The sequence below is a fragment of the Cellulosilyticum sp. ST5 genome (assembly GCF_046529625.1).
GTDB classification, from domain to species: Bacteria; Bacillota; Clostridia; order Lachnospirales; family Cellulosilyticaceae; genus Cellulosilyticum; species Cellulosilyticum lentocellum.
In genome coordinates this window covers 1,858,053-1,877,748 of record NZ_CP132338.1, presented here as the reverse complement: position 1 = coordinate 1,877,748, position 19,696 = coordinate 1,858,053, and the positions used below count along the sequence as shown (strand labels likewise).

General features: G+C 31.7%; 33 protein-coding genes. 29 read left to right on the top strand and 4 right to left on the bottom strand.

All coding sequences use genetic code 11. From position 1 onward, the window contains the following. The first annotated feature begins 4 nt into the window (after positions 1-4). The 4 genes from QTL86_RS09190 to QTL86_RS09175 all read left to right on the top strand — a co-directional run bounded on the left by QTL86_RS09190 (position 5) and on the right by QTL86_RS09175 (position 2,809). Entirely contained in the window at positions 5-634 is a 630-nt protein-coding gene (locus QTL86_RS09190) for a LysM peptidoglycan-binding domain-containing protein (protein ID WP_410497026.1), read from the top strand. After that, a complete protein-coding gene (locus QTL86_RS09185) occupies positions 634-1,578 on the top strand; it encodes a hypothetical protein (protein ID WP_410497025.1) in 945 nt (314 codons plus the stop codon). The genes QTL86_RS09190 and QTL86_RS09185 overlap by 1 nt, the downstream gene beginning before the upstream one ends. Positions 1,579-1,975: 397 nt before the next feature. Continuing rightward, positions 1,976-2,305 (top strand): hypothetical protein, encoded by a 330-nt coding sequence (locus tag QTL86_RS09180; RefSeq protein ID WP_410497024.1) that lies wholly within the window; start codon positions 1,976-1,978, stop codon positions 2,303-2,305. Between the two features lie 321 nt (positions 2,306-2,626). Next, positions 2,627-2,809 carry a hypothetical protein gene (locus QTL86_RS09175; RefSeq protein ID WP_410497023.1) on the top strand — a complete coding sequence of 61 codons (183 nt, stop codon included), beginning with the start codon at positions 2,627-2,629 and terminating at the stop codon, positions 2,807-2,809. 54 nt (positions 2,810-2,863) lie between these two features. Here the strand turns inward: QTL86_RS09175 and QTL86_RS09170 are convergent, their stop codons facing one another. Beyond that, positions 2,864-3,016: a hypothetical protein gene (locus QTL86_RS09170; protein ID WP_410497022.1), complete on the bottom strand. Its 153-nt coding sequence runs from the start codon at positions 3,014-3,016 to the stop codon at positions 2,864-2,866. Positions 3,017-3,108: 92 nt separating this feature from the next. Here QTL86_RS09170 and QTL86_RS09165 point away from each other — a divergent pair, with 92 nt between their 5' ends. From QTL86_RS09165 to QTL86_RS09130, 8 genes are all read left to right on the top strand, one after another. Beyond that, the gene (locus tag QTL86_RS09165; protein WP_410497021.1) at positions 3,109-3,360 is read left to right on the top strand and encodes a DUF2577 family protein; all 252 of its coding nucleotides are present in this window, start codon (positions 3,109-3,111) and stop codon (positions 3,358-3,360) included. After that, a complete protein-coding gene (locus tag QTL86_RS09160; protein ID WP_410497020.1) occupies positions 3,357-3,758 on the top strand; it encodes a DUF2634 domain-containing protein in 402 nt (133 codons plus the stop codon). Before QTL86_RS09165 ends, QTL86_RS09160 begins: the two co-directional genes overlap by 4 nt. Beyond that, on the top strand, positions 3,751-4,803 hold the full coding sequence (locus tag QTL86_RS09155) for a baseplate J/gp47 family protein (protein ID WP_410497019.1): 1,053 nt from the start codon (positions 3,751-3,753) through the stop codon (positions 4,801-4,803). Before QTL86_RS09160 ends, QTL86_RS09155 begins: the two co-directional genes overlap by 8 nt. Further along, positions 4,800-5,306 carry a putative phage tail protein gene (locus QTL86_RS09150; RefSeq protein ID WP_410497018.1) on the top strand — a complete coding sequence of 169 codons (507 nt, stop codon included), beginning with the start codon at positions 4,800-4,802 and terminating at the stop codon, positions 5,304-5,306. Before QTL86_RS09155 ends, QTL86_RS09150 begins: the two co-directional genes overlap by 4 nt. A gap of 8 nt (positions 5,307-5,314) precedes the next feature. After that, positions 5,315-6,157: a phage tail protein gene (locus QTL86_RS09145; RefSeq protein WP_410497017.1), complete on the top strand. Its 843-nt coding sequence runs from the start codon at positions 5,315-5,317 to the stop codon at positions 6,155-6,157. Positions 6,158-6,169: 12 nt separating this feature from the next. Further along, positions 6,170-6,412, top strand: coding sequence for a hypothetical protein (locus QTL86_RS09140; protein ID WP_410497016.1), 243 nt, complete (start codon positions 6,170-6,172; stop codon positions 6,410-6,412). 16 nt (positions 6,413-6,428) lie between these two features. Then, positions 6,429-7,064, top strand: coding sequence for an N-acetylmuramoyl-L-alanine amidase family protein (locus QTL86_RS09135; RefSeq protein ID WP_410497015.1), 636 nt, complete (start codon positions 6,429-6,431; stop codon positions 7,062-7,064). A gap of 97 nt (positions 7,065-7,161) precedes the next feature. Continuing rightward, positions 7,162-7,377 (top strand): hypothetical protein, encoded by a 216-nt coding sequence (locus QTL86_RS09130; protein ID WP_410497014.1) that lies wholly within the window; start codon positions 7,162-7,164, stop codon positions 7,375-7,377. A gap of 390 nt (positions 7,378-7,767) precedes the next feature. Here QTL86_RS09130 and QTL86_RS09125 read toward each other — a convergent pair whose 3' ends face one another. Beyond that, positions 7,768-7,977, bottom strand: a complete 210-nt coding sequence (locus tag QTL86_RS09125; RefSeq protein WP_410497013.1) for a helix-turn-helix domain-containing protein — start codon at positions 7,975-7,977, stop codon at positions 7,768-7,770. 166 nt (positions 7,978-8,143) lie between these two features. Here QTL86_RS09125 and QTL86_RS09120 point away from each other — a divergent pair, with 166 nt between their 5' ends. From QTL86_RS09120 to QTL86_RS09045, 16 genes are all read left to right on the top strand, one after another. Then, positions 8,144-8,650, top strand: coding sequence for a helix-turn-helix domain-containing protein (locus tag QTL86_RS09120; RefSeq protein WP_410497012.1), 507 nt, complete (start codon positions 8,144-8,146; stop codon positions 8,648-8,650). A 5-nt stretch (positions 8,651-8,655) separates the two neighbouring features. Then, positions 8,656-8,928, top strand: coding sequence for a hypothetical protein (locus QTL86_RS09115; RefSeq protein ID WP_410497011.1), 273 nt, complete (start codon positions 8,656-8,658; stop codon positions 8,926-8,928). Positions 8,929-8,937: 9 nt separating this feature from the next. Beyond that, positions 8,938-9,159, top strand: coding sequence for a hypothetical protein (locus QTL86_RS09110; protein ID WP_410497010.1), 222 nt, complete (start codon positions 8,938-8,940; stop codon positions 9,157-9,159). 15 nt (positions 9,160-9,174) lie between these two features. Next, complete coding sequence (locus tag QTL86_RS09105; RefSeq protein WP_410497009.1) at positions 9,175-10,101, top strand: hypothetical protein; 927 nt, start codon at positions 9,175-9,177, stop codon at positions 10,099-10,101. Between the two features lie 142 nt (positions 10,102-10,243). After that, positions 10,244-10,804, top strand: a complete 561-nt coding sequence (locus QTL86_RS09100) for a hypothetical protein (RefSeq protein WP_410497008.1) — start codon at positions 10,244-10,246, stop codon at positions 10,802-10,804. Positions 10,805-10,905: 101 nt separating this feature from the next. Beyond that, entirely contained in the window at positions 10,906-11,949 is a 1,044-nt protein-coding gene (locus QTL86_RS09095) for a nucleoid-associated protein (protein WP_410497007.1), read from the top strand. Positions 11,950-11,969: 20 nt separating this feature from the next. After that, positions 11,970-13,505 carry a hypothetical protein gene (locus QTL86_RS09090; RefSeq protein ID WP_410497006.1) on the top strand — a complete coding sequence of 512 codons (1,536 nt, stop codon included), beginning with the start codon at positions 11,970-11,972 and terminating at the stop codon, positions 13,503-13,505. A gap of 90 nt (positions 13,506-13,595) precedes the next feature. After that, positions 13,596-13,928: a hypothetical protein gene (locus QTL86_RS09085; protein WP_410497005.1), complete on the top strand. Its 333-nt coding sequence runs from the start codon at positions 13,596-13,598 to the stop codon at positions 13,926-13,928. A 13-nt stretch (positions 13,929-13,941) separates the two neighbouring features. Beyond that, a complete protein-coding gene (locus tag QTL86_RS09080) occupies positions 13,942-14,142 on the top strand; it encodes a hypothetical protein (protein ID WP_410497004.1) in 201 nt (66 codons plus the stop codon). 30 nt (positions 14,143-14,172) lie between these two features. After that, positions 14,173-15,018 (top strand): ComEC/Rec2 family competence protein, encoded by an 846-nt coding sequence (locus tag QTL86_RS09075; protein WP_410497303.1) that lies wholly within the window; start codon positions 14,173-14,175, stop codon positions 15,016-15,018. Between the two features lie 113 nt (positions 15,019-15,131). Beyond that, on the top strand, positions 15,132-16,187 hold the full coding sequence (locus QTL86_RS09070) for a CFI-box-CTERM domain-containing protein (RefSeq protein WP_410497003.1): 1,056 nt from the start codon (positions 15,132-15,134) through the stop codon (positions 16,185-16,187). 126 nt (positions 16,188-16,313) lie between these two features. Further along, positions 16,314-16,469: a hypothetical protein gene (locus tag QTL86_RS09065; protein WP_410497002.1), complete on the top strand. Its 156-nt coding sequence runs from the start codon at positions 16,314-16,316 to the stop codon at positions 16,467-16,469. A 135-nt stretch (positions 16,470-16,604) separates the two neighbouring features. Further along, the gene (locus QTL86_RS09060) at positions 16,605-16,898 is read left to right on the top strand and encodes a hypothetical protein (protein WP_410497001.1); all 294 of its coding nucleotides are present in this window, start codon (positions 16,605-16,607) and stop codon (positions 16,896-16,898) included. A 12-nt stretch (positions 16,899-16,910) separates the two neighbouring features. Then, positions 16,911-17,240, top strand: a complete 330-nt coding sequence (locus QTL86_RS09055) for an MBL fold metallo-hydrolase (RefSeq protein WP_410497000.1) — start codon at positions 16,911-16,913, stop codon at positions 17,238-17,240. Then, complete coding sequence (locus tag QTL86_RS09050; protein WP_410496999.1) at positions 17,221-17,436, top strand: hypothetical protein; 216 nt, start codon at positions 17,221-17,223, stop codon at positions 17,434-17,436. Before QTL86_RS09055 ends, QTL86_RS09050 begins: the two co-directional genes overlap by 20 nt. A gap of 212 nt (positions 17,437-17,648) precedes the next feature. Beyond that, the gene (locus QTL86_RS09045; RefSeq protein ID WP_410496998.1) at positions 17,649-18,272 is read left to right on the top strand and encodes a hypothetical protein; all 624 of its coding nucleotides are present in this window, start codon (positions 17,649-17,651) and stop codon (positions 18,270-18,272) included. 140 nt (positions 18,273-18,412) lie between these two features. Here the strand turns inward: QTL86_RS09045 and QTL86_RS09040 are convergent, their stop codons facing one another. After that, complete coding sequence (locus tag QTL86_RS09040; protein WP_410496997.1) at positions 18,413-18,847, bottom strand: hypothetical protein; 435 nt, start codon at positions 18,845-18,847, stop codon at positions 18,413-18,415. A gap of 13 nt (positions 18,848-18,860) precedes the next feature. Next, positions 18,861-19,253 carry a helix-turn-helix domain-containing protein gene (locus QTL86_RS09035; protein WP_410496996.1) on the bottom strand — a complete coding sequence of 131 codons (393 nt, stop codon included), beginning with the start codon at positions 19,251-19,253 and terminating at the stop codon, positions 18,861-18,863. 168 nt (positions 19,254-19,421) lie between these two features. Between QTL86_RS09035 and QTL86_RS09030 the strand changes: the two genes are divergently transcribed. Continuing rightward, positions 19,422-19,691 (top strand): hypothetical protein, encoded by a 270-nt coding sequence (locus QTL86_RS09030; RefSeq protein ID WP_410496995.1) that lies wholly within the window; start codon positions 19,422-19,424, stop codon positions 19,689-19,691. Positions 19,692-19,696 lie beyond the last annotated feature (5 nt).

Below are 19,696 nucleotides of genomic sequence, written 5' to 3'. Positions count from 1 at the left end.
TCAGGTGGATTATTATTTATCATTTAATAACAATGAAGAAAGGCTAAGATTACCAGTTATTCCTTCTTCCTTTGAGGTCAGTATACCTCATCAAAATACAACAGTTAATATCAATCAATTAGGTGAAATTAATTTAATTGGTAAAACTGGTTTAATGAGCATGACAATAGAGAGTTTCTTCCCTAATCAAGATTATTCTTTTTGTTTATATAGAGATTTTCAAAAACCATATGAGTATATTAAACAATTACTTAAATGGAAGGATTCAGGAAGGCCTATTAGAGTGATTGTGACTGGTACACCAATCAATTATGCAATGGCAATAGGGAGTCTTACTTATTCAGAAGTAGATGGAACAGGTGATGTGTATTTTTCATTAGAACTTAAAGAATATAAATTTATTACAACTACAGGGCAAACAACTACAACGAAGAGCAAAACTACATTAACCACACCACCCACTATTAGAGAAGTGAAGTCTCCCTCCAACTCTTATAGCGTTCGAAAAGGCGATACTTTATGGCTTATTGCAAAGAAAGTAACTGGTGATGGGAGCAACTATATAGCTATTGCCCAGAAGAATGGCATTACTGATCCAAGCAAATTATCAGTGGGACAAAGGTTGGTAATCTAATGCCAAAGGTAGTATTAAAAAACAAAACAGCAACTATTGATGTAACCAACATGACCAGTACAATTAAATGGAGTGGCAGCATATCACAAATTGCAAGGGTATTGGAATTAGATTTCCTCTATCCTTTACATGACCACTTTGCACCTAAGATTTATCCTAATATTGGTGATAAAATGTATTTGTATGATGATACTGGTGAGGAATTATTTAGAGGTAGAGTATTTTATAATGAGAGATTTGGAGAGCAAGGAACGATACAGATTACTTGCTATGATGATGCTATCAGGCTGTCAAAGAGTAAAGGTACCTATAACTTTAAAAATAAAACAGCTGAGGCAATTACAAGGACAATTTGTAATGATTTAGGTATTAGTATAGGCAAGTTAGCTTCAACTGGTATACCTCAAAAGATGCTATGTAGCAATATGGGTATGTATGAAATCATAAAGTCAGCCTACGAGAGTGCGAGTATGCAGAATAAGAAGAAATACTATATTATCATGAAACAGGGGAAGCTTAACGTAGAAGAAGTAGGAAAAGAGGTGCTAGACTATATCCTAAAAGCAGACTCTAATATTCTAGAGAGTACCTACTCAGAGAATGCAGAAGGTGTGGTTAATAAGGTTAAGATTTATGATGAGAATGACCAGTATTTAGGTGTAGTACAGAATGATGAGCTTATTAGCTTAGTTGGTGTTTTTCAAGAGATTTATATAAAAGAGGAAGATAAGCAGGCAAGAACAGTGGCGCGAAGTATGTTACAAGGCATAGCAAGAGAAGCACAGGTAACGGTAAAAGGAAATACAAGCTGTCTTAGTGGTAAGGTAATTAAAGTAGAGGACTCACTTACAAAAATAGTGGGTTCTTTTTATATTGAATCGGATGAGCATGAGTGGAGCGGTGGGAAATATGTGTTAAGAGTAAATTTAAAATATAAAAGATAGCTACATTGTGGTATATTATTAAATAGTTAGAAAAAACAAAAAAATACCTAGAGTTAGGTGGAAAACACAATGAACAGAAAAAATAAAATTATTTTAGTTGTAAACAACATATTATTAGGATGTATTGTTTCCTTAAACATATTTTTTGAGAACATTGTTTTTTCTTGGGGATATACAATTCTATTTTGCATTTTATGTATGATAGTGGAAAGTAAAATAAAGAAGAAATTTCCTAATGAAAAAAATTATATAAATAGATTAAGCAGTATTATTCCTTTTTCATACTTCATAATGCGATTTATTTTAGATGTTTCTATGGTGCTAAATTAGTAAATGTTAAATTACAGTATTATAAAAATAAGTTGGGTTGCCAATAGAAATTTGAGGAGATAAGAATATGGACAAAATAGCTGCTTTTATAACATATCAGTGGGCCTATGGAAACATTCCAATAAGCGATGATTTTTATGATTTAAAGAATTATATGACTAGTCACCATCTTATTTTAGATGATACAGACATGATTATAAGTGGAAGAGTATGTAATGACCTAAAAGTTGGAGATGTACTTGTTTCAACTAAAGATATAAAGGTCTGCATTAAGAAAATTCATGCCTATGGGCATTTTATGAAAAGTATAGATGTTGGGATGACTTGTGGAATTATTGTAAACTCTATTAGAGAAAATTTTAGTCATAATGAACTTTTGTTTAAGGTAAAGGCATAAATAGAGTATTAGGCTAAATGATTTGAAATATTCCTCTAGCTTAGATACAGTTTTAACAGGAATTGAGATGATAATAATTAATAACCCATATAACGGAATTTTAAATTTAATAAAACAACAAAATAATGGTAGCTCATCAGCTGTAGTGATAGAAAAAATCTATAAGTTGGTCGGGTCTTATTATATTGAAGCAGATGAACGTGTGTGGGGTAATGGGCAATATATTATGAGAATTAATCTTGAATTATTTAAATATTTAGTTTGTTTTTTGAATGGGGTATAATGTGTGTAACAAGTAAAGATATTTTGTGAGGTGCAGTTATGGAGAAAGCAATTGATTTCTTTAAAGAGATAATTATAGCCGTTCTAATAGGGCTACTTGTAGGGGGTATTGGGAAAATAATAGGTTTTTTAGATGGGGATAGTATTTTACCAATTATTATTGGTATGATAGGAGGTACTATTATTAATAGGTGCTATAAAAAAGTGAAGAAACCAGAGTAAAACTAAAAAGAAAAACTACCCATGCAACAATATGCTACAGGTAGTAATCCTAAATTAGGAATTCTTCTTGATGTAGATTTTTAGAGCTTTAATTAATAAGATTAATGCATAAATAGTTAGTCCTATAAATACTAAACGAATAATAAAGTAGGCAACCATAAATATAGGCATTATGCCACCTAAAGTACTTGGTGAAGTTAAGTTCATATCAGCTCCCCTTTCTACATGTATTTCACTAAGAATAGTATATAAGTTATAGAGGGGATAAGCAACAATATTCTGATAAGTAGGTGGTGGGTATGAATAATCCATACAATGGAATTTTAAACATAATAAAACAACAAAATAATAGTAGCTCATCAGCTGTAGTGATAGGGAAGGTAAAAAGTACTAATCCCTTATCCATCAGTATTGGTGAGCTTTTTTTAGATAGAGAGGATTTAATGGTTAATGAGAATATAAAGAACTTTAATAAAGGAGATGTACTAGCAATGGTTCCTACAAGTAATAGGCAAAGGTATATTGTACTTTGTAAGGTGGTGAACTTATGAGTTTATTCCCGTTCTTATCAAATGATGTGATAGAAGTAGCTCAGTCAGTAGGAACCTATAAAGAATATGAATTTGATTTTCAAGCTGGCAAATTAACAGGCAAAATTCTTGAAGGGAAAGCAGCACTTAAGATGTGGATCTATAAGGCACTATTAACCAAAAGATATATTTATCCTATTTATTCATGGGACTATGGGCAAGACTTAGAGGAATTAATAGGGCAAGGTTACGAAACGGACTTCATTAAAAGTGAAGTAGAAAGAAGAGTACAAGAGTGCTTAATAATGAATGACAACATCAATGGATGCCACAACTTTGATATAAGTCTTATAAACGATACATTAAAAATCAGTTTCACAGTAAATACAACTTTTGGAGAGGTAACAACAGATGTCTAATACAATTAGTTATGATGAATTATTAAATAGAACGCTTGAGAGGGTCAGTAGTAGTGTAGATACTAGCGAAGGCTCTTTTTTGTTTGATGCAATTGCACCATGTGTAGCTGAATTATATGAGGCATACCTCTATATTGATGAATTAGAAAAGAGAGTTTATGCAGATACATCATATGGTGAATACCTAGAAAGAAGATGTGCAGAACGTGGTATTTATAGAAAACAAGCTACTCATTCAATTAGGAGAGGTTATTTTGATAATACAGTACCAATAGGCTCAAGATGGGGCAAGGAGGAACTGGTGTATATTGTCACCGAACTGATGCAAGATGGTGTATATTTACTCAAATGTGAGCAAAGTGGTGTAATTGGAAACCGTTATGATGGTAATCTGATTAATATTGATGCAGTAGAGAACATTAATTCGGCAATATTAGCTGAAGTGGTGCAATTTGGTGCAAATGAGGAGCAAGATGATGCATTAAGGTGCAGATACTTTAATAGTTTTGAAAAAGAAGCCTTTGGAGGAAATATAGCTGACTATAAAGAAAAGGTAGGTAGTATTGATGGTGTAGGACAAGTTAAGGTTTATCCTGCATGGGATGGTGGAGGAACAGTTAAACTGAGACTTCTTGACACGGAGAATAATATCCCTTCAAGTGAGCTGATTGGCAAGGTACAAACCAAGGTTGATCCAGTTCAAAATGGTGGAGAAGGATTAGGTATTGCACCGATAGGTCATAGTGTAACGGTAGAAGCAGCAAACGAGGTGGAAGTACAATTAACCACACACCTCACATTTAAGGGTAGTAGTTGGGAGAACGTGTGCAGTCGAGTTGATGAGGTTGTTGAGAACTACCTTAGTGAGCTAAGAGCAAACTGGTCTGATAATGACCTAGTGGTTAGAATTAGCCAGATAGAATCAAAGATTTTAGAGATAGAGGGTATTATTGACATTGAAGATACACAAATCAATGGCTCAACTAGAAATCTATACCTGTCAGGAGAGGACGTGCCAGTATTGGTGGGTGTGGTTAATATATGAGATTAAAGAAGTATTTGCCTGAGTTTATAGATGACATAAAAGAGTTTCAAGAACTGGATGCAACAATTAGTACAGAGATTGATGAGCTAAGAGAGAAGATATTACAGCTACAAGATAATCAATTTATTGAATCAGCTAATAGTGAAGGCTTAAGTAGATATGAAAAGATTTTTAGTATTCCTTATGCAGAAGATGTAGCAACAAGAAGATTTAACATCCTAAACAAATATAATTCAACGATTCCTTTTACTTTAATGTGGCTAACAAATATGTTAAATACCACATTAGGTAGAGGGAACTTTTTATTAGATATGAATTATAACCAGTACACATTAACCATTAGCGTATTAGCTTCAAAGGAGTATCTTATAGAAACACTTTATAATGATTTAAGAAAGAAAATACCATGTAACTTAGTATTGAATATTACCACACTAGCACCAGTAGAAGTTGATAGTTATGTGGGAGTCTATATTAGGGCAGCAGACACAATAAATATGTAGGAGGACAAATGAGCGAATTTAAAAATAAAAGTATTACCGTAAAAGGTATGGAGCTATTATCTAAGGCCTTAGCAGGTGAGCCTATAGAATTTACAAGAATGGAATTAGGTGATGGACAATATGATGGGGACTTAGGGTTTGCAGAAAAGCTTATAAATGTTAAACAGAATCTACCAATTAACAAATTAGATAGAAATGGCAGTCAGGTAACACTTTCAGCAGTATTAAAGGTTGAAGATATTCTGAGTAGTTTTGAGTGGAGTGAAATTGGTATTTATGCTAAGGGTGCAGACAACATTGAACATCTTTATATGTATAGCTACACAGAAAATACCTCTTATATTTCTAGGGATTCATTAAATGAAAAACTGATTCATGTAACAGTTATGGTAAGCAATGCTGCACAAATTACAGCAACTATTGATGACAGCCTCGTATATTTAACAGCCGAATCATTAGCTCAGCACAACATGGATCATCAAGCACATGAAGATATAAGAGAAAATATGATTTTACTTGCAGGTCAGGTGGCAGATATGGAAATTCGATTAGAAGATATAAATAGCATCAAGGATGAAATTATTAGTGCCATTGAAAAGAGTAACAAGGGAGCAGTAAAGAAGGTAAGTACTTATAAAGGTAAAATCAATAAAATTGATATAAGTACTACATTCCCAGTAACTATTTCAGCAGTTGATTCAACCAAGTCATCTATTAATGTTATTAAGTGTTCAGCAGATTTAGTTATTCCATATATCAGTAATGGCAACACAGTATTATTTCAAAATATGTCAGCCAGTACAGCTTATAGCAATATTGTATATGGCTTTGAAATTATTGAATACAACTAGAAAGGATAAGAAATGAATTTCATTGAACTATTACAGAACGTAGGTTTTCCTATTGCCTGTGTAGCTGTGCTTGGCTACTATATAGCAAAAGTACAGAATGAAAACAGGCAGGACACAAAAGAAAGAGAAGAACGATTATTGGGGCACTTAGAGGAGTTATCACAGACAAACAGGGCACTTCTTGAAACTAATGCAGTCTTAGCAAAGGATATTAATACAAAATTAGACCAAATCGTAGCAAATATAAAAGCATAGAAAGGTAATATAAAATATGGCAATTACAATTAAAGAAATGTTAATTACACCAAACAAATGGAGTAGACCACAAACAAAAATAGGAACCATTAAAAACATTGTGGTGCATTGGATAGGAAATGCAGGTAGTACAGCAGAGAATAACGCAAAGTATTTTAACTCACTTAAAGATGGGAGAGGTACTTATGCCTCATCTCACTATATTATTGGGAATGATGGAGTGGTGATTAGATGTGTACCTGAAAATGAGGTGGCTTATCATGCTAGTTCAGCTAACAATTATTCCATTGGGATAGAGGTATGCCATCCTGATAATACAGGAAAATATACAGATGCGGCATATAAGGCACTTATTGAGTTGCTTGTAGACTTATGTGGAAAGTACAAGCTTGAGCCAACACAGGCGATTATTAGGCATTATGATGTGACAGGAAAGGATTGTCCGAGGTACTATGTGAAGAATACAGAGGAATGGAAGAGATTAAAGCAAGATGTAGAAGATGCTATTAGTAAAGATGAAGAAATAGAGAATGCTGTTAAAGTGTTGCAAGAAAAAGGAATTATTAGTAGCCCTGAGGTGTGGATTAAAGGGAATTATTCAGTAAGTAGCGTTAGGGCATTAGTAGTGAAGACTGCAAATTATATCAAATAAAATTTACAGATTATTCTATTGAGTATATACTAGTAAAGAGATAAATGTTTTATAAATCCATAAACTATATGTTGTCGGTTTAAAGGAGTAAGAGAATATGAATAAAATATCTAAAGAAGAATTTGAAAAAGCACTTGAAAGATTAAAAGAATTTAAAAGATTAGTTAGCCGATTTGCAAATAAGGAAGATTGCATAGAGTATTTAATGGAAGAATCTAATTTGTCAAGAGCAGAGTGTGAACAGGCATATGAATTTTATTCTAAACTGGATTTATCAGATGAACATATACAGTTAGCAAAATCAAATTTATGATTAGTTCAATTGAAAACACCACAATTATAGGATTACTACAATGAAAAAATTAATATACTAAATGATTAATGGATAGACCAGCCTTCGGGTTGGTTTTATTTTTTTGCTATAAAATATTACTCACATTTTATTAACATAATTATCCACACACCTATAGATATTCTTCTACCCACCCTATATTTTTACACCTATACCTATAAAATTTCATCTAGGGTATACCATATGTTGATATAGGGGCATATATGAGAAGAGGGTGGGGGGATGCCTGAGTGCAGGGATAAATAATATATCTATAATAACTCTTATAATATATTGATAATAACAATAATAAAAAAGAGATAGTGTTGATAATTGTTGTAATAAAAAAGTGACTAACTTGATTTTAGTTAATCACTCGTTATCTTTTACAATTAAAAACAAGTCTCCAATAGAGCAATCAAGAGCAGTACAAATTCCCTCCATTGTCTCAAAACGGATTGATTCAGTTTTATTATTTACTATTTTGTGCATAGTTTGGTATGTGACCTTAGTTTCTTGAGCTAGCCAATATATACTTTTACTTTGCTCAGCTAAGACTTCAGCAATTCTATTTTTAATCATATTGTGTCTCCTGTAAATTGTATTAATTTAAGTATATCATATGAATGATAGACTAAATATATGTAAAATAATTTATATAGATGAAAAAATAACTATATATGGTTGACTGTGCATAAAATCAGAGTTATACTGTTTACATAAATTAACACCAATGGAGGACATAATCATGCAAGATACTACATCAAACAACTTAGAGGGAATATGGATTGATATTGAAATTCTTAAAGATGAGAACCTTTCACTTCAAGAAAAATTTGTATTAGCAATCATTAAAGGACTTGATAAAGGTAAAGGTTGCTATGCCTCTAACAGATATTTTGCTGACCTATTAAATGTAACATCTAAAAGAGCAAGTGATATCATTAGATCCCTAATCACTAAAGAATATGTAGTGTCTGAAATTGAAAATTTTTATAAAAGAACGCTTAGAATTGTAGTACCTGTTGAGCCAACAGAAGAATTTCAAGAGGAAGAAGTAATTGAGCCTCAAAAACCAAAACAAAAACGTATAATTATTGATGGTAAGGATTTTACAGACTGGTCAAGAGAATCCATTGAGCGAGTTATAAAATATGTACCTCATTTCAAAGAGAAATTACAGCAACTACAACTCAAACTTATAGAAGTACCCTCCGAGTGGCATGGCATTACACAATTAGCATTTAGGGGGTGAGAAGGTTGCAATTAAAAAGAATTAGTATATCAATAAGCCAACAGTTAAAAGGACAACTAGAGCAACTGGCAAAGATCAACTATAGAACATTAAATGGTGAAATCAATAAGGCATTAGATTTTTACATATTGAGTCAAGGTGAAGGCATAGCGGTGCAAAAAGACATTTTACCCACACCAAATAGCACCAATGAGACTTCAAGTCGTACTCAAACAGAAGCACCAGTACATCAAAATACACTAAATAACAACCAATATGATGAAATAGAAGAATTTTAGGAGAAAACTATGATTGACAACAGAATTAAGCAGATTATCTATTCATTTATTCGTACCTGCACACTTAATGAGGTAGACAATTTTAGTTTTGAAATTGACTATAAAACAACAGCCTATGGTAGTGAATACAATACCTTTTGGCAAATTAATATAAAAGAAAATGGTAGAGCTAATATCTACAAAATATTTAAAAACAACATGACAACGTTAATATATGATTACTCGGAATAGTAAGGAGCAGACAGCATGGCAAAGAACGTGAAAAATATAGGAATTGATTTAGGTAACAGCACAATTTGTGTAGCAGGAATGGGAGCAGATGGCAATATTATAAATGCTTACACGTACAGTGTATATTCCACAGATACAGCACTGATGAGTGGTGATATTATTGAATGTAGGGGAACAAGATTAGCACTTGGAGTAGGACAAATTACTTTAACTAATGTGGACAAGACAAACAGGGAATACATAGAGCATCAAATACTATGGTCCGCGAATGCAGTATATGGATCGGGTAATCATTATATTAATTTAGGAGTAGGACTTCCTATCAGTATCTATAAGGCTAAAAAGGAAGAGTTTGCTCAAAAGTTAAGAGGACTTGGTACTATTGAAGGTGTGGTTAATGGAAAAGAGGTATCAGTTAATATTGTAGATGTAAAAGTAATGGCGGAAGGGTATGCTTCAATTAGGCCTTTAAGTCAGTATATTGATAAGGATAATACGACACTTATTATTGATATAGGTATGAAGACAACAGATGTCATTTTAGTTGAGTGGGATGGTAAGTTTAGAATTAGCAATTATGGAACCACTAATATTGCGCTTTATGATATTTATAAGGTGCTTCAGGAAAAGATAGCAGCAGAAGGTGTTGAGGTTACTATTGAGCAGATTGATAAGAGATTTAATAGTAATAAGCCCATTATTAGAACAGAAAAAGGGGATTTTAATTTAGAGGAACATCTTGCAGATACGATTCATGTATGTAGGGATATAATGAAAGATATTGAGAATAAGTTTGGAAAAACGGTGTTACATGATAAGATATTTGTAGGTGGGGGAAGTGAGAAGTTTTTAAAGGGTGTTGGTGGAAAGGTACGGAATAATGTTGAAGTGGAAACGGAATTGAGGTGGTATAGTAATTGTATGGGATACTTATTGAAATAATATATTTTATATAACATATATATTCCAATTTTTTTATTGATGCTGAAATAGAAGTAGTAATATATTTATTAAAGGGGGAAATAATATAAAGCTATATCATGGAACAACTTATGAGAATGGAATTAGAATCATAAAAGATGGAATGATTAAGAAAGATGGAATAAAAAGTCCATATGCTAATTGTGGGGAAGAGTCTAAGACAACTCCTGGATATGTATATCTAACTAACGATATAATGTCAGCAATTTACTTTGGAGAAAATAGTGCTTTCATATCTAAGTGTAATAAAGGGATAATTGTCTTTGAAATAGAAATGTCAAAAGAAGACCTAGAGATTGATGAGGATGAGAAAAAAACTCGTTTTAATATTAAAAAGCTAGCACGCAATAAGAAAGAAATATTAACTATTGAAGATTCTTTAGAAATACTCAAGGCTGTAAGGGTAGGAAAAGATATAGATTTAAAATGTACGGCTGCAAAATATGCAATATGCGAAAGTTGCAGAATGAAAGCTATAGAAATTGGTGATAAAGTAAGGAAAGAGGAAAATGATATAGAGCTATACGAAGAACTTCAGGTTAAAATTAGAGTAATTAAAAAAACGTATAAGGGTATTATTAAATTAGATAAAAATGAAAGTAATATAAGGAATGCTATTATTAGTTCTATAAAATGGAAAATGGTAGAATGCTTTTGTAACTAGGCTTGTCGAAACATGACGAGTCTTTTTTGTTGTACAATGTTTTATTAGGGTATAGAATGTAAAAAAGGTATTTTATTTAAACGAGTAGAGAGTGATTATTTATGAACGATATGAGAGATTTAAGCAATATAAGGATAGTTAAAGCAATTGTACATATTTTAAATAATAAAGATGATGAATTAGTACTTAATGATTTTGAACTAGATATAAATCCAATAGTTGCAAGGTTATTTGAGAATCATATTAAAAATTCAATAACAGATGAAACGACTAGAGTTGCATTATTTAATGAACAAAGTGTAAATCAAGTAAAAGACCTATCAAACCAGATATTATCTGAACCAGATTCATTTATTGAAGATTCAAAGCAGATAGCTAATTGTTTATTTCTAGCAATGAGGAACAATCTTAGGATTGCTTCAGCTAATTTTGTTGTATGTGAATACAGTGCAAATAATAATACTTATTTAGCTTTATTAAAAATGGATTTTAGTGAGATAATAGAAACACATGTTGAAGTAATAGAAGGTAAAAATAAAATAGTCTTAGAAATAAAAGGTTCTGGGATACCAAATGATAAGCAAAAACTCCACAAATGTGCATTTATCAAAAAAAGTAGTGATGAAAATGAATATGACATTATTTTATTAGATAAAGATACAAAAGAAGAGGGCATAGCTAATTTCTTTGCAAATGCATTCTTAAATTGTAATCTTATACATACAAATAGGACAAATACAAAAGGACTATTTATAAATACTGAAAAGTTTGTTAATGCATTATATCGCACAGAGCCTTTGACTGCCCAAAACAAAATAGAAGTTTTAGTTCACACATTACAGTATCATAAAGAATTAAATGTTGTGGCATTAGCAGAACAATTATTTCCAGATGAACAGATAAAAGATAACTATCTACAGATGATTTCAAAAAAGGTAGGCGATTATACTTTTGATGTGGATGAACAATTTGTTAAAGAACAAATATCTAGGAAGAATATTAAAACTGATAGTGGAATAGATATAAAAGTAGCATTAGAAGTTTTTGAGGATAAAGATCAATTTGAAATTGAACCTGTTGGAGATAGTGGACGAGTAAACATAATAATAAAGAATGTATTTTTTACCGAAAAAACTTCTAAGTAATATGTTGGGAGGAAGAAAATGTGAAAGGAGCTGGCGATGTTTTAGGGCCATATTTTAATTGTATTAGTTGTCAAGATATTTTCAATACTGATGGTGAAAATACAATAAACTTAAAATATTCAGGTTCGATGTTGACTGATAAAATAATAGACTTCGACTATTATAATATACTTCATATATATGGAGAGTCTATTAATATTAAGTTTGCATCCAGTTCATCGAGATTAAAGGCAATAATTAAGCAGGGTTATAATAAGGATAAGTTTAAAGAAGAGCTTATAGATTTATTTGAAGATAATGATGATGTTTCTATGGAAATTACTATTAGTAAGGAAAAATTGATAAATCATCTTAAAGTTTTATTACCTAATTTAAGTGGATACGAATGTAAAGTTTTCTGGGATGAAAATAGTTTGGTTAAAAGTCTAGATGGGTCTGATTTTAATAACTTAGAAGATATTTTTTGTCCAATACAAGCACAGAGGATGATAATACTTCTTAATGGAAATATCAATATTGAAAATTCTTATGTAAAAATTATAAGTAATATTAAGCCAAATCACAGTATTGTTCCTCAACAATATAGTGAAAGATGCACTTTATTAGAAAAGATTAATTTTAGAAATAAAATGTGTAATTGGACCTTCTCCACTAAATTAATAATGCCAGATGTTTTATTTTTCCTAGATTTAGTTACAAATGATCAAGAATTTCCATTAAAGACCGCGTTGGGTAGAAAAATAATTGAAATGATTATTCCTTGTATATCAGATTTTACAGATCGCACAGGTGAGGAGATATGTAGTACTCTAAATGGCTCAAGAAAGATTGAAATAAAATATAAATTTGAAGATATAAAAGATATAACTTCAATGAAAAACCTATTTGATATATATAATTGGATTTATGGTGGTAAGCTTAATGCTGATAAATTCTATATTGCAAGAAATTTGCTGAGTATTTCTCTATGCTCTAATTGTACAAAGAAAAGTTTTGAAATTTTAATAGAGAACAGTAAGGAAATCTATGACTCAATTATAGCTAATTATGATAAATACCTAATAGGTAATGTTGAGGTATATTTTAAAGAAAAAAGCAAGGCAATAGATTTAGTATTTGAAAAAACTGATAAGATTAATAATAATATTTCAAGTATCGTGGAAAACATGAACAAGAGTTTTGTTACATTAATAGGTTCGTTTCTCATTGCAATTGTTACATATGTAAATAAGGAAAATGTCCTTGTTTTGCAGATTACAGGCATAGTATATGGTATTTATTTGCTTTGCAGTAGTATATACTATATGCCATATTACTTTTACAAAAAGATAACAACAGTAAGTGAATTTAAAGATAGTATGGCTGTATATAAAAAAAATCTTTTACCAAATGATATACCAAGCGATAAAAAATATAAGTTATCATTAATTATTTGGTGGGCTTATTGGTGCCTTTCATTAATTATTATAATAATAATGCTAATTACAGATATTTTTTTCATTTTAAATACAAATGAATTTATTGATAATGTAACACAAGTAATAAAAAACTTATAACTAATAGACTTGTCGAAATATGGCGAGTCTTTTTTGTTGTAGACAAATACTAGGAGGAGTAGAATTTAAGTGAGAAAGGGGAGAAAAGATATGGAGCAAAGAGATATCGATACAATAATTAGGTTATCAAAAGAGGGAAAACAAACTGCTAAAATATGGGCAGAAGATTACCCGGAGTTAGATTATTGGGAAGTATATAATGTTATTAATGAAGCAGGTGAACAAAGTGCTTTAGGTGTAAAGCGTACAATATCCAATAGATTAAATGACCTCAGAGAAATGGCTCAAAATAAAAATAACTATGCTGAAGAAGATTTTAGCAAAATGATTGATGAAATTGATGGTTTAGTCAACTTCTTATATGAACGTCATAAAGCGAATCAAAAGAAATTAGATTGTATTAGAGAAACAATCAATAGCTAAGGAAGTGATTAGAGTGAAGAGAAATAAAGTAATACTTCTAATATTGGTAGGTATCTTATCCATCATAACATCATTTAACGTACTAGCAGTAACCGTACAACCAATAAAGCCAGTAGACATTCATTACATATCAACAGGCAACTCAGATTGCATCTTAATATCAGACAATGGTAAATATGCCATGATTGATGGAGCAGATAATGATGATGAGTAGTTTCTAGTAGATTACCTAAATAACTTAGGAATCAAAGAACTAGAATATCTCATCTTAACTCATCCTGATGCAGATCATTCAGGTGGACTTGATGCCATAGTAAAGAACTTTAAAGTTAATCAAGTATTTGTTGGAAATGGTAAAGCAGATACTAAAACATATAAAAGCTTTATACAAGCCTGTATGGATAAAAAATTACAACCTAGCGTACCACTAGCAGATAAAGAATTTGCATTAGGTAATGGCACATTTAAGTTTTACAATCAAAAAGCTCAATATGATGATGTAAATGATAATAGTTTAGTAGCTTTATACGTTAATGGTAGCAATAAGTTTCTGTTTACTGGAGATTCAGGGAAAGAAGTAGAAGCTAAGTTACCACTAAAGGATATTGGGACAATAGATGTACTTAAGGTTGGTCATCATGGTAGCAAATCTTTAAGTTCCGATGCCTTCATAAAGGCAATAGCTCCAAAGTATGCAGTAATTTGCTGTGGTAAAGATAATAAATATGGACACCCACACAAAGAGACAACAACTACATTAAGCAAATATAAGGTAACCACATATAGAACAGATATAAGTGGTACGATTATAGTAACGTCTGATGGGAAGAAGATAACTGTAACTACAGAAAACAAAACTACAGAAAAGGCAGGTAGCTCAGCAACTAATAATAGTGCAACCATAAATACTACAGTAAAAAAACAAGAAACTTCTACCACACAACCTATTACTACAACTGTCTATATCACTAAAACAGGGGAGAAGTATCACAAGGATGGATGTAGCAGTTTAAGTAAAAGTAAGATTGCCATTAGTTTAGAGGATGCTAAGGGTAAGGGGTATGGGCCTTGTAGTAAGTGTTGTAAATAGAAGAATATATCAAATATCCAAAATATGATATACTTATAAGTGATATGGAACATACAGTACGAAGTGTGGTACAAAACAGAAGATGTAATGTATGATGAGGAGGAATAAATACTATGAAGCAATTAATCTGTGAAATGTGTGGAAGCACTAATCTTATTAAACAGGATGGGATATTTGTCTGTCAGTATTGTGGTTGTAAATACTCTGTTGAAGAAGCAAAAAAAATGATGATTGAAGGTATAGTAGATGTTACTGGTAGTACTGTAAAAGTTGACACTTCAGGTGAACTTACAAATCTATATCAGATTGCACGAAGAGCTAAGGATGATAATAATGGGGAAAATGCTGCTAAGTATTATGATATGATTCTTATTAAGGATCCTACTAGTTGGGAAGCATCTTTCTATGTAGTATATTTTAAAGCAGTGGAGTGCAAGATTGCACAAATACAGTCAGCAGGAATCTCTGTAGCAAACTGTGTAGATAGTGTACTAAAACTTATTAAAGATAATGTACATGATCGGGATGAACAAATAAAGGCAGTGAATGAAGTGGCTACTAGGTGCACAATAATTGCAGCTATGTTATATGACGGAGCAAAAAATCATTATAATGGGATAGATATTCAAATTCGGAATAACTATACACAAGAAATGATTGATAATTGCTTTGCTTCAGTACAGATTATGTACATTCTAGGTAATAGTATAGATGCATTGTTTGGAGATATTCAATCTCTGCATTCAACTGCAGTTTCTGTTTGGAAAGATGGTATTACCAAGCATAATAGCCTCATGAGTAACTTGGCTCAAAAAGAAACAAATAAGAATGTAATTATGGAGTATGTTAACAAAGTTAAGAAGTATGATTCTTCTTATCAAGAGCCTACAATTAATACGGGTGGGTGTTATATTGCAACAGCTGTGTACGGTTCTTATGACTGCCCACAAGTGTGGACTTTACGTAGATATCGTGATGATACACTTGCTGAGACATGGTACGGACGTGCTTTTATTTATACATATTATACAATTAGTCCAATAGTTGTTAAATGTTTTGGACAGACTAATTGGTTTAAGAATATGTGGAGAAACAAACTTGACCATATGGTAAAGAATTTACAGGATAAGGGTGTTGAAAGCACTCCTTATAAGGATCGTATCTGGTAAAGATTTTTTTGATTTTTTGTACTTTAGGATGTAAAAAGCTAACCCAGTGCATTTTTCAGTATTTGACTCATAAGTAATAATATATGATAGGTTGACCATACTCCCAACAGGAGGTGGTCTTTTTTTATGTCACAAAGCAAAATGGATCAACAACTACAAGAACAAATGATACAATTAATCAAACAAATTCAATCTAAACCACCAAATTGTACCAACCATATTATGCATCCTGTTAAATGCAAAAACTGTATCTATAATATTGGAATATGTTGTGATATGTAAGAGTTGATGGAAATGATTTATTTACCTATTGGAATAAAAATGAACTAAGCTCTGTCGAAATAAGGCGAGCTTTTTTTATTGTGAATTGATGTGGCTAATATTACAATGAGAGTAATAGTGGGGAGGGGAGCTATTATGGAACAAATTGATTGGTGGGGAATAATTATTCAAGGTTTTTCACAATTTATACAAGTTTTCTTCAATCAAGTATTACCTGCTTTTTGGCAAGTTGATGAATTTAAAGCTGCTATAGTGGGGATGTTTACTACAGCTATTAGTTACCGGTTAGTAGGGAATATTATGTTGGCAGGGAAGAATAATGATATTTGGTTTGGGAGAATAGGTGGAAAGATTCTGTTTTACATAGTTAATAGTACAGTAATCTGGTTGATAATTAAACTTATTGATATTATTAATGTAATAAATTAGGGGGTGATTAATTTGAAAAGAAATAAGATAGTATCACTGTTATTAACATTGATATTACTGTCATTTACAACAATCAACATATTTGCAACCACAACAAAACCGACAGCTCAAAAACAAACAATCAAACCAATAGACATCCATTACATATCAACAGGCAACTCAGACTGCATCCTTATATCAGACAATGGTAAATATGCCATGATTGATGGAGCAGACAATGATGATGAACAGTTCCTCATAGACTACTTAAATAATTTAGGAATCAAAGAGCTAGAATACCTCATCTTACCCCATCCTGATGCTGATCATTGTGGAGGATTGGATGCCATCAAGTTCTTGTGAAATACAACTATTTAAAAAGCCATCATATAAAGATGTTATTACTGGAAAGATAGATGCATTTACACTTAAAGATGCTCAGTATGAAATGATTGTAGCACATGAATTTGGCCATGCTTTTGGGCTAGCTGACTTTGTGTATGCTATATCGGAAAATGAAATAATGCAACCTAAAATAGGTACTGAGATTCCTAAATAATGTATTATGCGATTAAGGGCAAGGAGAATTGATGATTTTTCTCAAAATACGTTGCAAATGTGTGCAAATGACCTTGAAATAGTTTTAACCGCATTTACTATGAAAGCATATCAGGGAAGTCATAGGGGGAATCTCATTAAACATGCATCGGAGGCGGTAAAATTACAACAAGACCCTGATATAATAGGATATTAAAAAAGGGGAACGTTAAAATGAATAAAAAGATTATTTCAATAGTTGTTGCTATTCTCTTGTTAGGAGGGAGTTTATTTTACATATACCAAACTAAACTGAGACCGCAGCTAGGAGAGTATAGAAATCCTACTAAGGAAGAAGTAATTAGATTTTACAATGAAAACAAAGATTCTTTAGAATATATTCAACAGACAACCGCTGCTATAGATAATTCATTTCAAATTAGACCTGATGGATATACCCTCTGTAACTATATGGGTGAAGAACTAAAAGATTCCGATTTGGAAAAATGGACTCAGTATGAAAAAAATTTTGAGGAAGATTCTGAGTTAGTGAAAGTTACTAAGCAACTATTTGATACTCGTTTGTTTAATATGGTAGAGGGAAAACCATATCGTATGATTTATGGAGAAAAATTTTTGAGGGGCCCGGGAGAAGAAATTAATACGTTAGTAGTGTCTTGTGCATATGAATTAGATAATGAAGATTATGAGGTGGGAATTATGTATATTGATGCGCCAGAAGAGTTACAATCACGTTTTTCTCAGGCTAGGCAGTTATATGAAGATAATCATATTGAGGGGAATTGGTATTATCTATGTCGATACCTAGCATCTACGAAAGACACTTGGAGAAAATAAAGAGCATTTAATAGGATGAAAAGAGAAATGTTTTATTTCTTCACATTAATTAAATTTGACTAGATATTATAGTAATATTATTTAAAAGTTTAGGGGTAATACCACTTAAGGTACTATCCCCATTTTTTATCAAATAAATATTAAATTGTTACATTCATAGTTTGCATAATTGGCTCCCTTAAAACTGAGTAAGAGGCTATAAAGGCAAATAATAAAATAATTATTACCACCACAAACAGAATTTTCACAAATCGCTTAGTACGTTTTTCATCCCTTTCAGCAAACCTCTTAATAGTAAAAAATGGGCTAAATGATAATAATAACACTACCTGAAAACTACTCCATATATTTTTAACAGTAACCATTTCTTTAGACTTATAACCATTATCGTAACGTAATAAGCGCAGTTTCCCTTTTCCAAAATCTTTAAGGCCATGTAACCGCAGAATAAAGTTAGCAGTAAGAAAACCCATAGCAATAGCACCCAATATAAACATTGCGAGTCCGTAAAAAATTTCTTCTAGTCGTACAGCTAAATCATATCCAAAGGTATCAACCAAAAAAGTTGAATACATTTACATAAAATGATTAATCATTTAAATTATCTCCTTTATTGTATAGTTCTTGTGCCGCTTCTTTAAAGTCGCTTATATAGGCTTCTAGTTCCTCGGGTGTGAGGTTGCTCTTTGAGGTGATTTTAGTAAATAAACGCCTAAGGGCAGGTATGTCCATTATTCTTTCAATGGCATCATCAGTCATCCTGCCATAATATCCAAAAAGTTCATCTTTATCCACACCATACAGTTCTGCCAGAGCCACAAGCACACTATCTGAGGCGGGGCGCTTGCCATTTTCAATCTGACTTATATAGCTTCCTGAAACTCCTATAGCTCGCCCTACAGCAAAGATCGATTGGCCTGTTGTTTTTCGAAGTTCCCTTAAGCGTGCGCCTGCTTTTACATATTTTTCATATTCATCCATTTTAAGCACCTCACTTATTGATAGTATTAGCATAGATACCTATTTATATGTACATTGGTAATGATTTCATAGAGCAATATGTAAAGCATAATGGTATATTTTAATTAAGGAAAAAATAAAGCAAGTTGTTAACATGTAATTTGGTGAATTGGAAAGGAGACAGGCCCGATGTATAAAGGGTATAAAGTGACAAAAAGATTGCTAAGATATATGGAGTATGCAAAGAGCAGGTATGAAAAAATAAGGGAAGATAGAGAAGTAGAGTTGTGGGATATATTGGCTGAGTATGAGTATATAATGCAGCAGCCAAAGTGTATGCAGATGTTTTTATACGATATGATTAGTGACCAGTTTACTCATTATGGAGAGTATTCGGTAGTGAGAGCTGTAAATGGTGAGTTGTATGTGAGGAAGTTGAATAAGTGTGAGATAAAATGAAACAG

What these genes read in the sequence shown, in the direction of transcription:
- QTL86_RS09095 (WP_410497007.1), top strand. Translation starts at nt 10,906, where the DNA reads ATGAACGATATGAGAGATTTAAGCAATATAAGGATAGTTAAAGCAATT.
- QTL86_RS09070 (WP_410497003.1), top strand. Translation starts at nt 15,132, where the DNA reads ATGAAGCAATTAATCTGTGAAATGTGTGGAAGCACTAATCTTATTAAA.
- QTL86_RS09065 (WP_410497002.1), top strand. Translation starts at nt 16,314, where the DNA reads ATGTCACAAAGCAAAATGGATCAACAACTACAAGAACAAATGATACAA.
- QTL86_RS09035 (WP_410496996.1), bottom strand. Translation starts at nt 19,253, where the DNA reads ATGGATGAATATGAAAAATATGTAAAAGCAGGCGCACGCTTAAGGGAA.
- QTL86_RS09130 (WP_410497014.1), top strand. Translation starts at nt 7,162, where the DNA reads ATGAATAAAATATCTAAAGAAGAATTTGAAAAAGCACTTGAAAGATTA.
- QTL86_RS09050 (WP_410496999.1), top strand. Translation starts at nt 17,221, where the DNA reads ATGCCATCAAGTTCTTGTGAAATACAACTATTTAAAAAGCCATCATAT.
- QTL86_RS09180 (WP_410497024.1), top strand. Translation starts at nt 1,976, where the DNA reads ATGGACAAAATAGCTGCTTTTATAACATATCAGTGGGCCTATGGAAAC.
- QTL86_RS09155 (WP_410497019.1), top strand. Translation starts at nt 3,751, where the DNA reads ATGTCTAATACAATTAGTTATGATGAATTATTAAATAGAACGCTTGAG.
- QTL86_RS09175 (WP_410497023.1), top strand. Translation starts at nt 2,627, where the DNA reads ATGGAGAAAGCAATTGATTTCTTTAAAGAGATAATTATAGCCGTTCTA.
- QTL86_RS09170 (WP_410497022.1), bottom strand. Translation starts at nt 3,016, where the DNA reads ATGAACTTAACTTCACCAAGTACTTTAGGTGGCATAATGCCTATATTT.
- QTL86_RS09185 (WP_410497025.1), top strand. Translation starts at nt 634, where the DNA reads ATGCCAAAGGTAGTATTAAAAAACAAAACAGCAACTATTGATGTAACC.
- QTL86_RS09060 (WP_410497001.1), top strand. Translation starts at nt 16,605, where the DNA reads ATGGAACAAATTGATTGGTGGGGAATAATTATTCAAGGTTTTTCACAA.
- QTL86_RS09110 (WP_410497010.1), top strand. Translation starts at nt 8,938, where the DNA reads ATGATTGACAACAGAATTAAGCAGATTATCTATTCATTTATTCGTACC.
- QTL86_RS09165 (WP_410497021.1), top strand. Translation starts at nt 3,109, where the DNA reads ATGAATAATCCATACAATGGAATTTTAAACATAATAAAACAACAAAAT.
- QTL86_RS09120 (WP_410497012.1), top strand. Translation starts at nt 8,144, where the DNA reads ATGCAAGATACTACATCAAACAACTTAGAGGGAATATGGATTGATATT.
- QTL86_RS09135 (WP_410497015.1), top strand. Translation starts at nt 6,429, where the DNA reads ATGGCAATTACAATTAAAGAAATGTTAATTACACCAAACAAATGGAGT.
- QTL86_RS09140 (WP_410497016.1), top strand. Translation starts at nt 6,170, where the DNA reads ATGAATTTCATTGAACTATTACAGAACGTAGGTTTTCCTATTGCCTGT.
- QTL86_RS09100 (WP_410497008.1), top strand. Translation starts at nt 10,244, where the DNA reads ATGATTAAGAAAGATGGAATAAAAAGTCCATATGCTAATTGTGGGGAA.
- QTL86_RS09125 (WP_410497013.1), bottom strand. Translation starts at nt 7,977, where the DNA reads ATGATTAAAAATAGAATTGCTGAAGTCTTAGCTGAGCAAAGTAAAAGT.
- QTL86_RS09105 (WP_410497009.1), top strand. Translation starts at nt 9,175, where the DNA reads ATGGCAAAGAACGTGAAAAATATAGGAATTGATTTAGGTAACAGCACA.
- QTL86_RS09045 (WP_410496998.1), top strand. Translation starts at nt 17,649, where the DNA reads ATGAATAAAAAGATTATTTCAATAGTTGTTGCTATTCTCTTGTTAGGA.
- QTL86_RS09085 (WP_410497005.1), top strand. Translation starts at nt 13,596, where the DNA reads ATGGAGCAAAGAGATATCGATACAATAATTAGGTTATCAAAAGAGGGA.
- QTL86_RS09145 (WP_410497017.1), top strand. Translation starts at nt 5,315, where the DNA reads ATGAGCGAATTTAAAAATAAAAGTATTACCGTAAAAGGTATGGAGCTA.
- QTL86_RS09160 (WP_410497020.1), top strand. Translation starts at nt 3,357, where the DNA reads ATGAGTTTATTCCCGTTCTTATCAAATGATGTGATAGAAGTAGCTCAG.
- QTL86_RS09150 (WP_410497018.1), top strand. Translation starts at nt 4,800, where the DNA reads ATGAGATTAAAGAAGTATTTGCCTGAGTTTATAGATGACATAAAAGAG.
- QTL86_RS09040 (WP_410496997.1), bottom strand. Translation starts at nt 18,847, where the DNA reads ATGTATTCAACTTTTTTGGTTGATACCTTTGGATATGATTTAGCTGTA.
- QTL86_RS09030 (WP_410496995.1), top strand. Translation starts at nt 19,422, where the DNA reads ATGTATAAAGGGTATAAAGTGACAAAAAGATTGCTAAGATATATGGAG.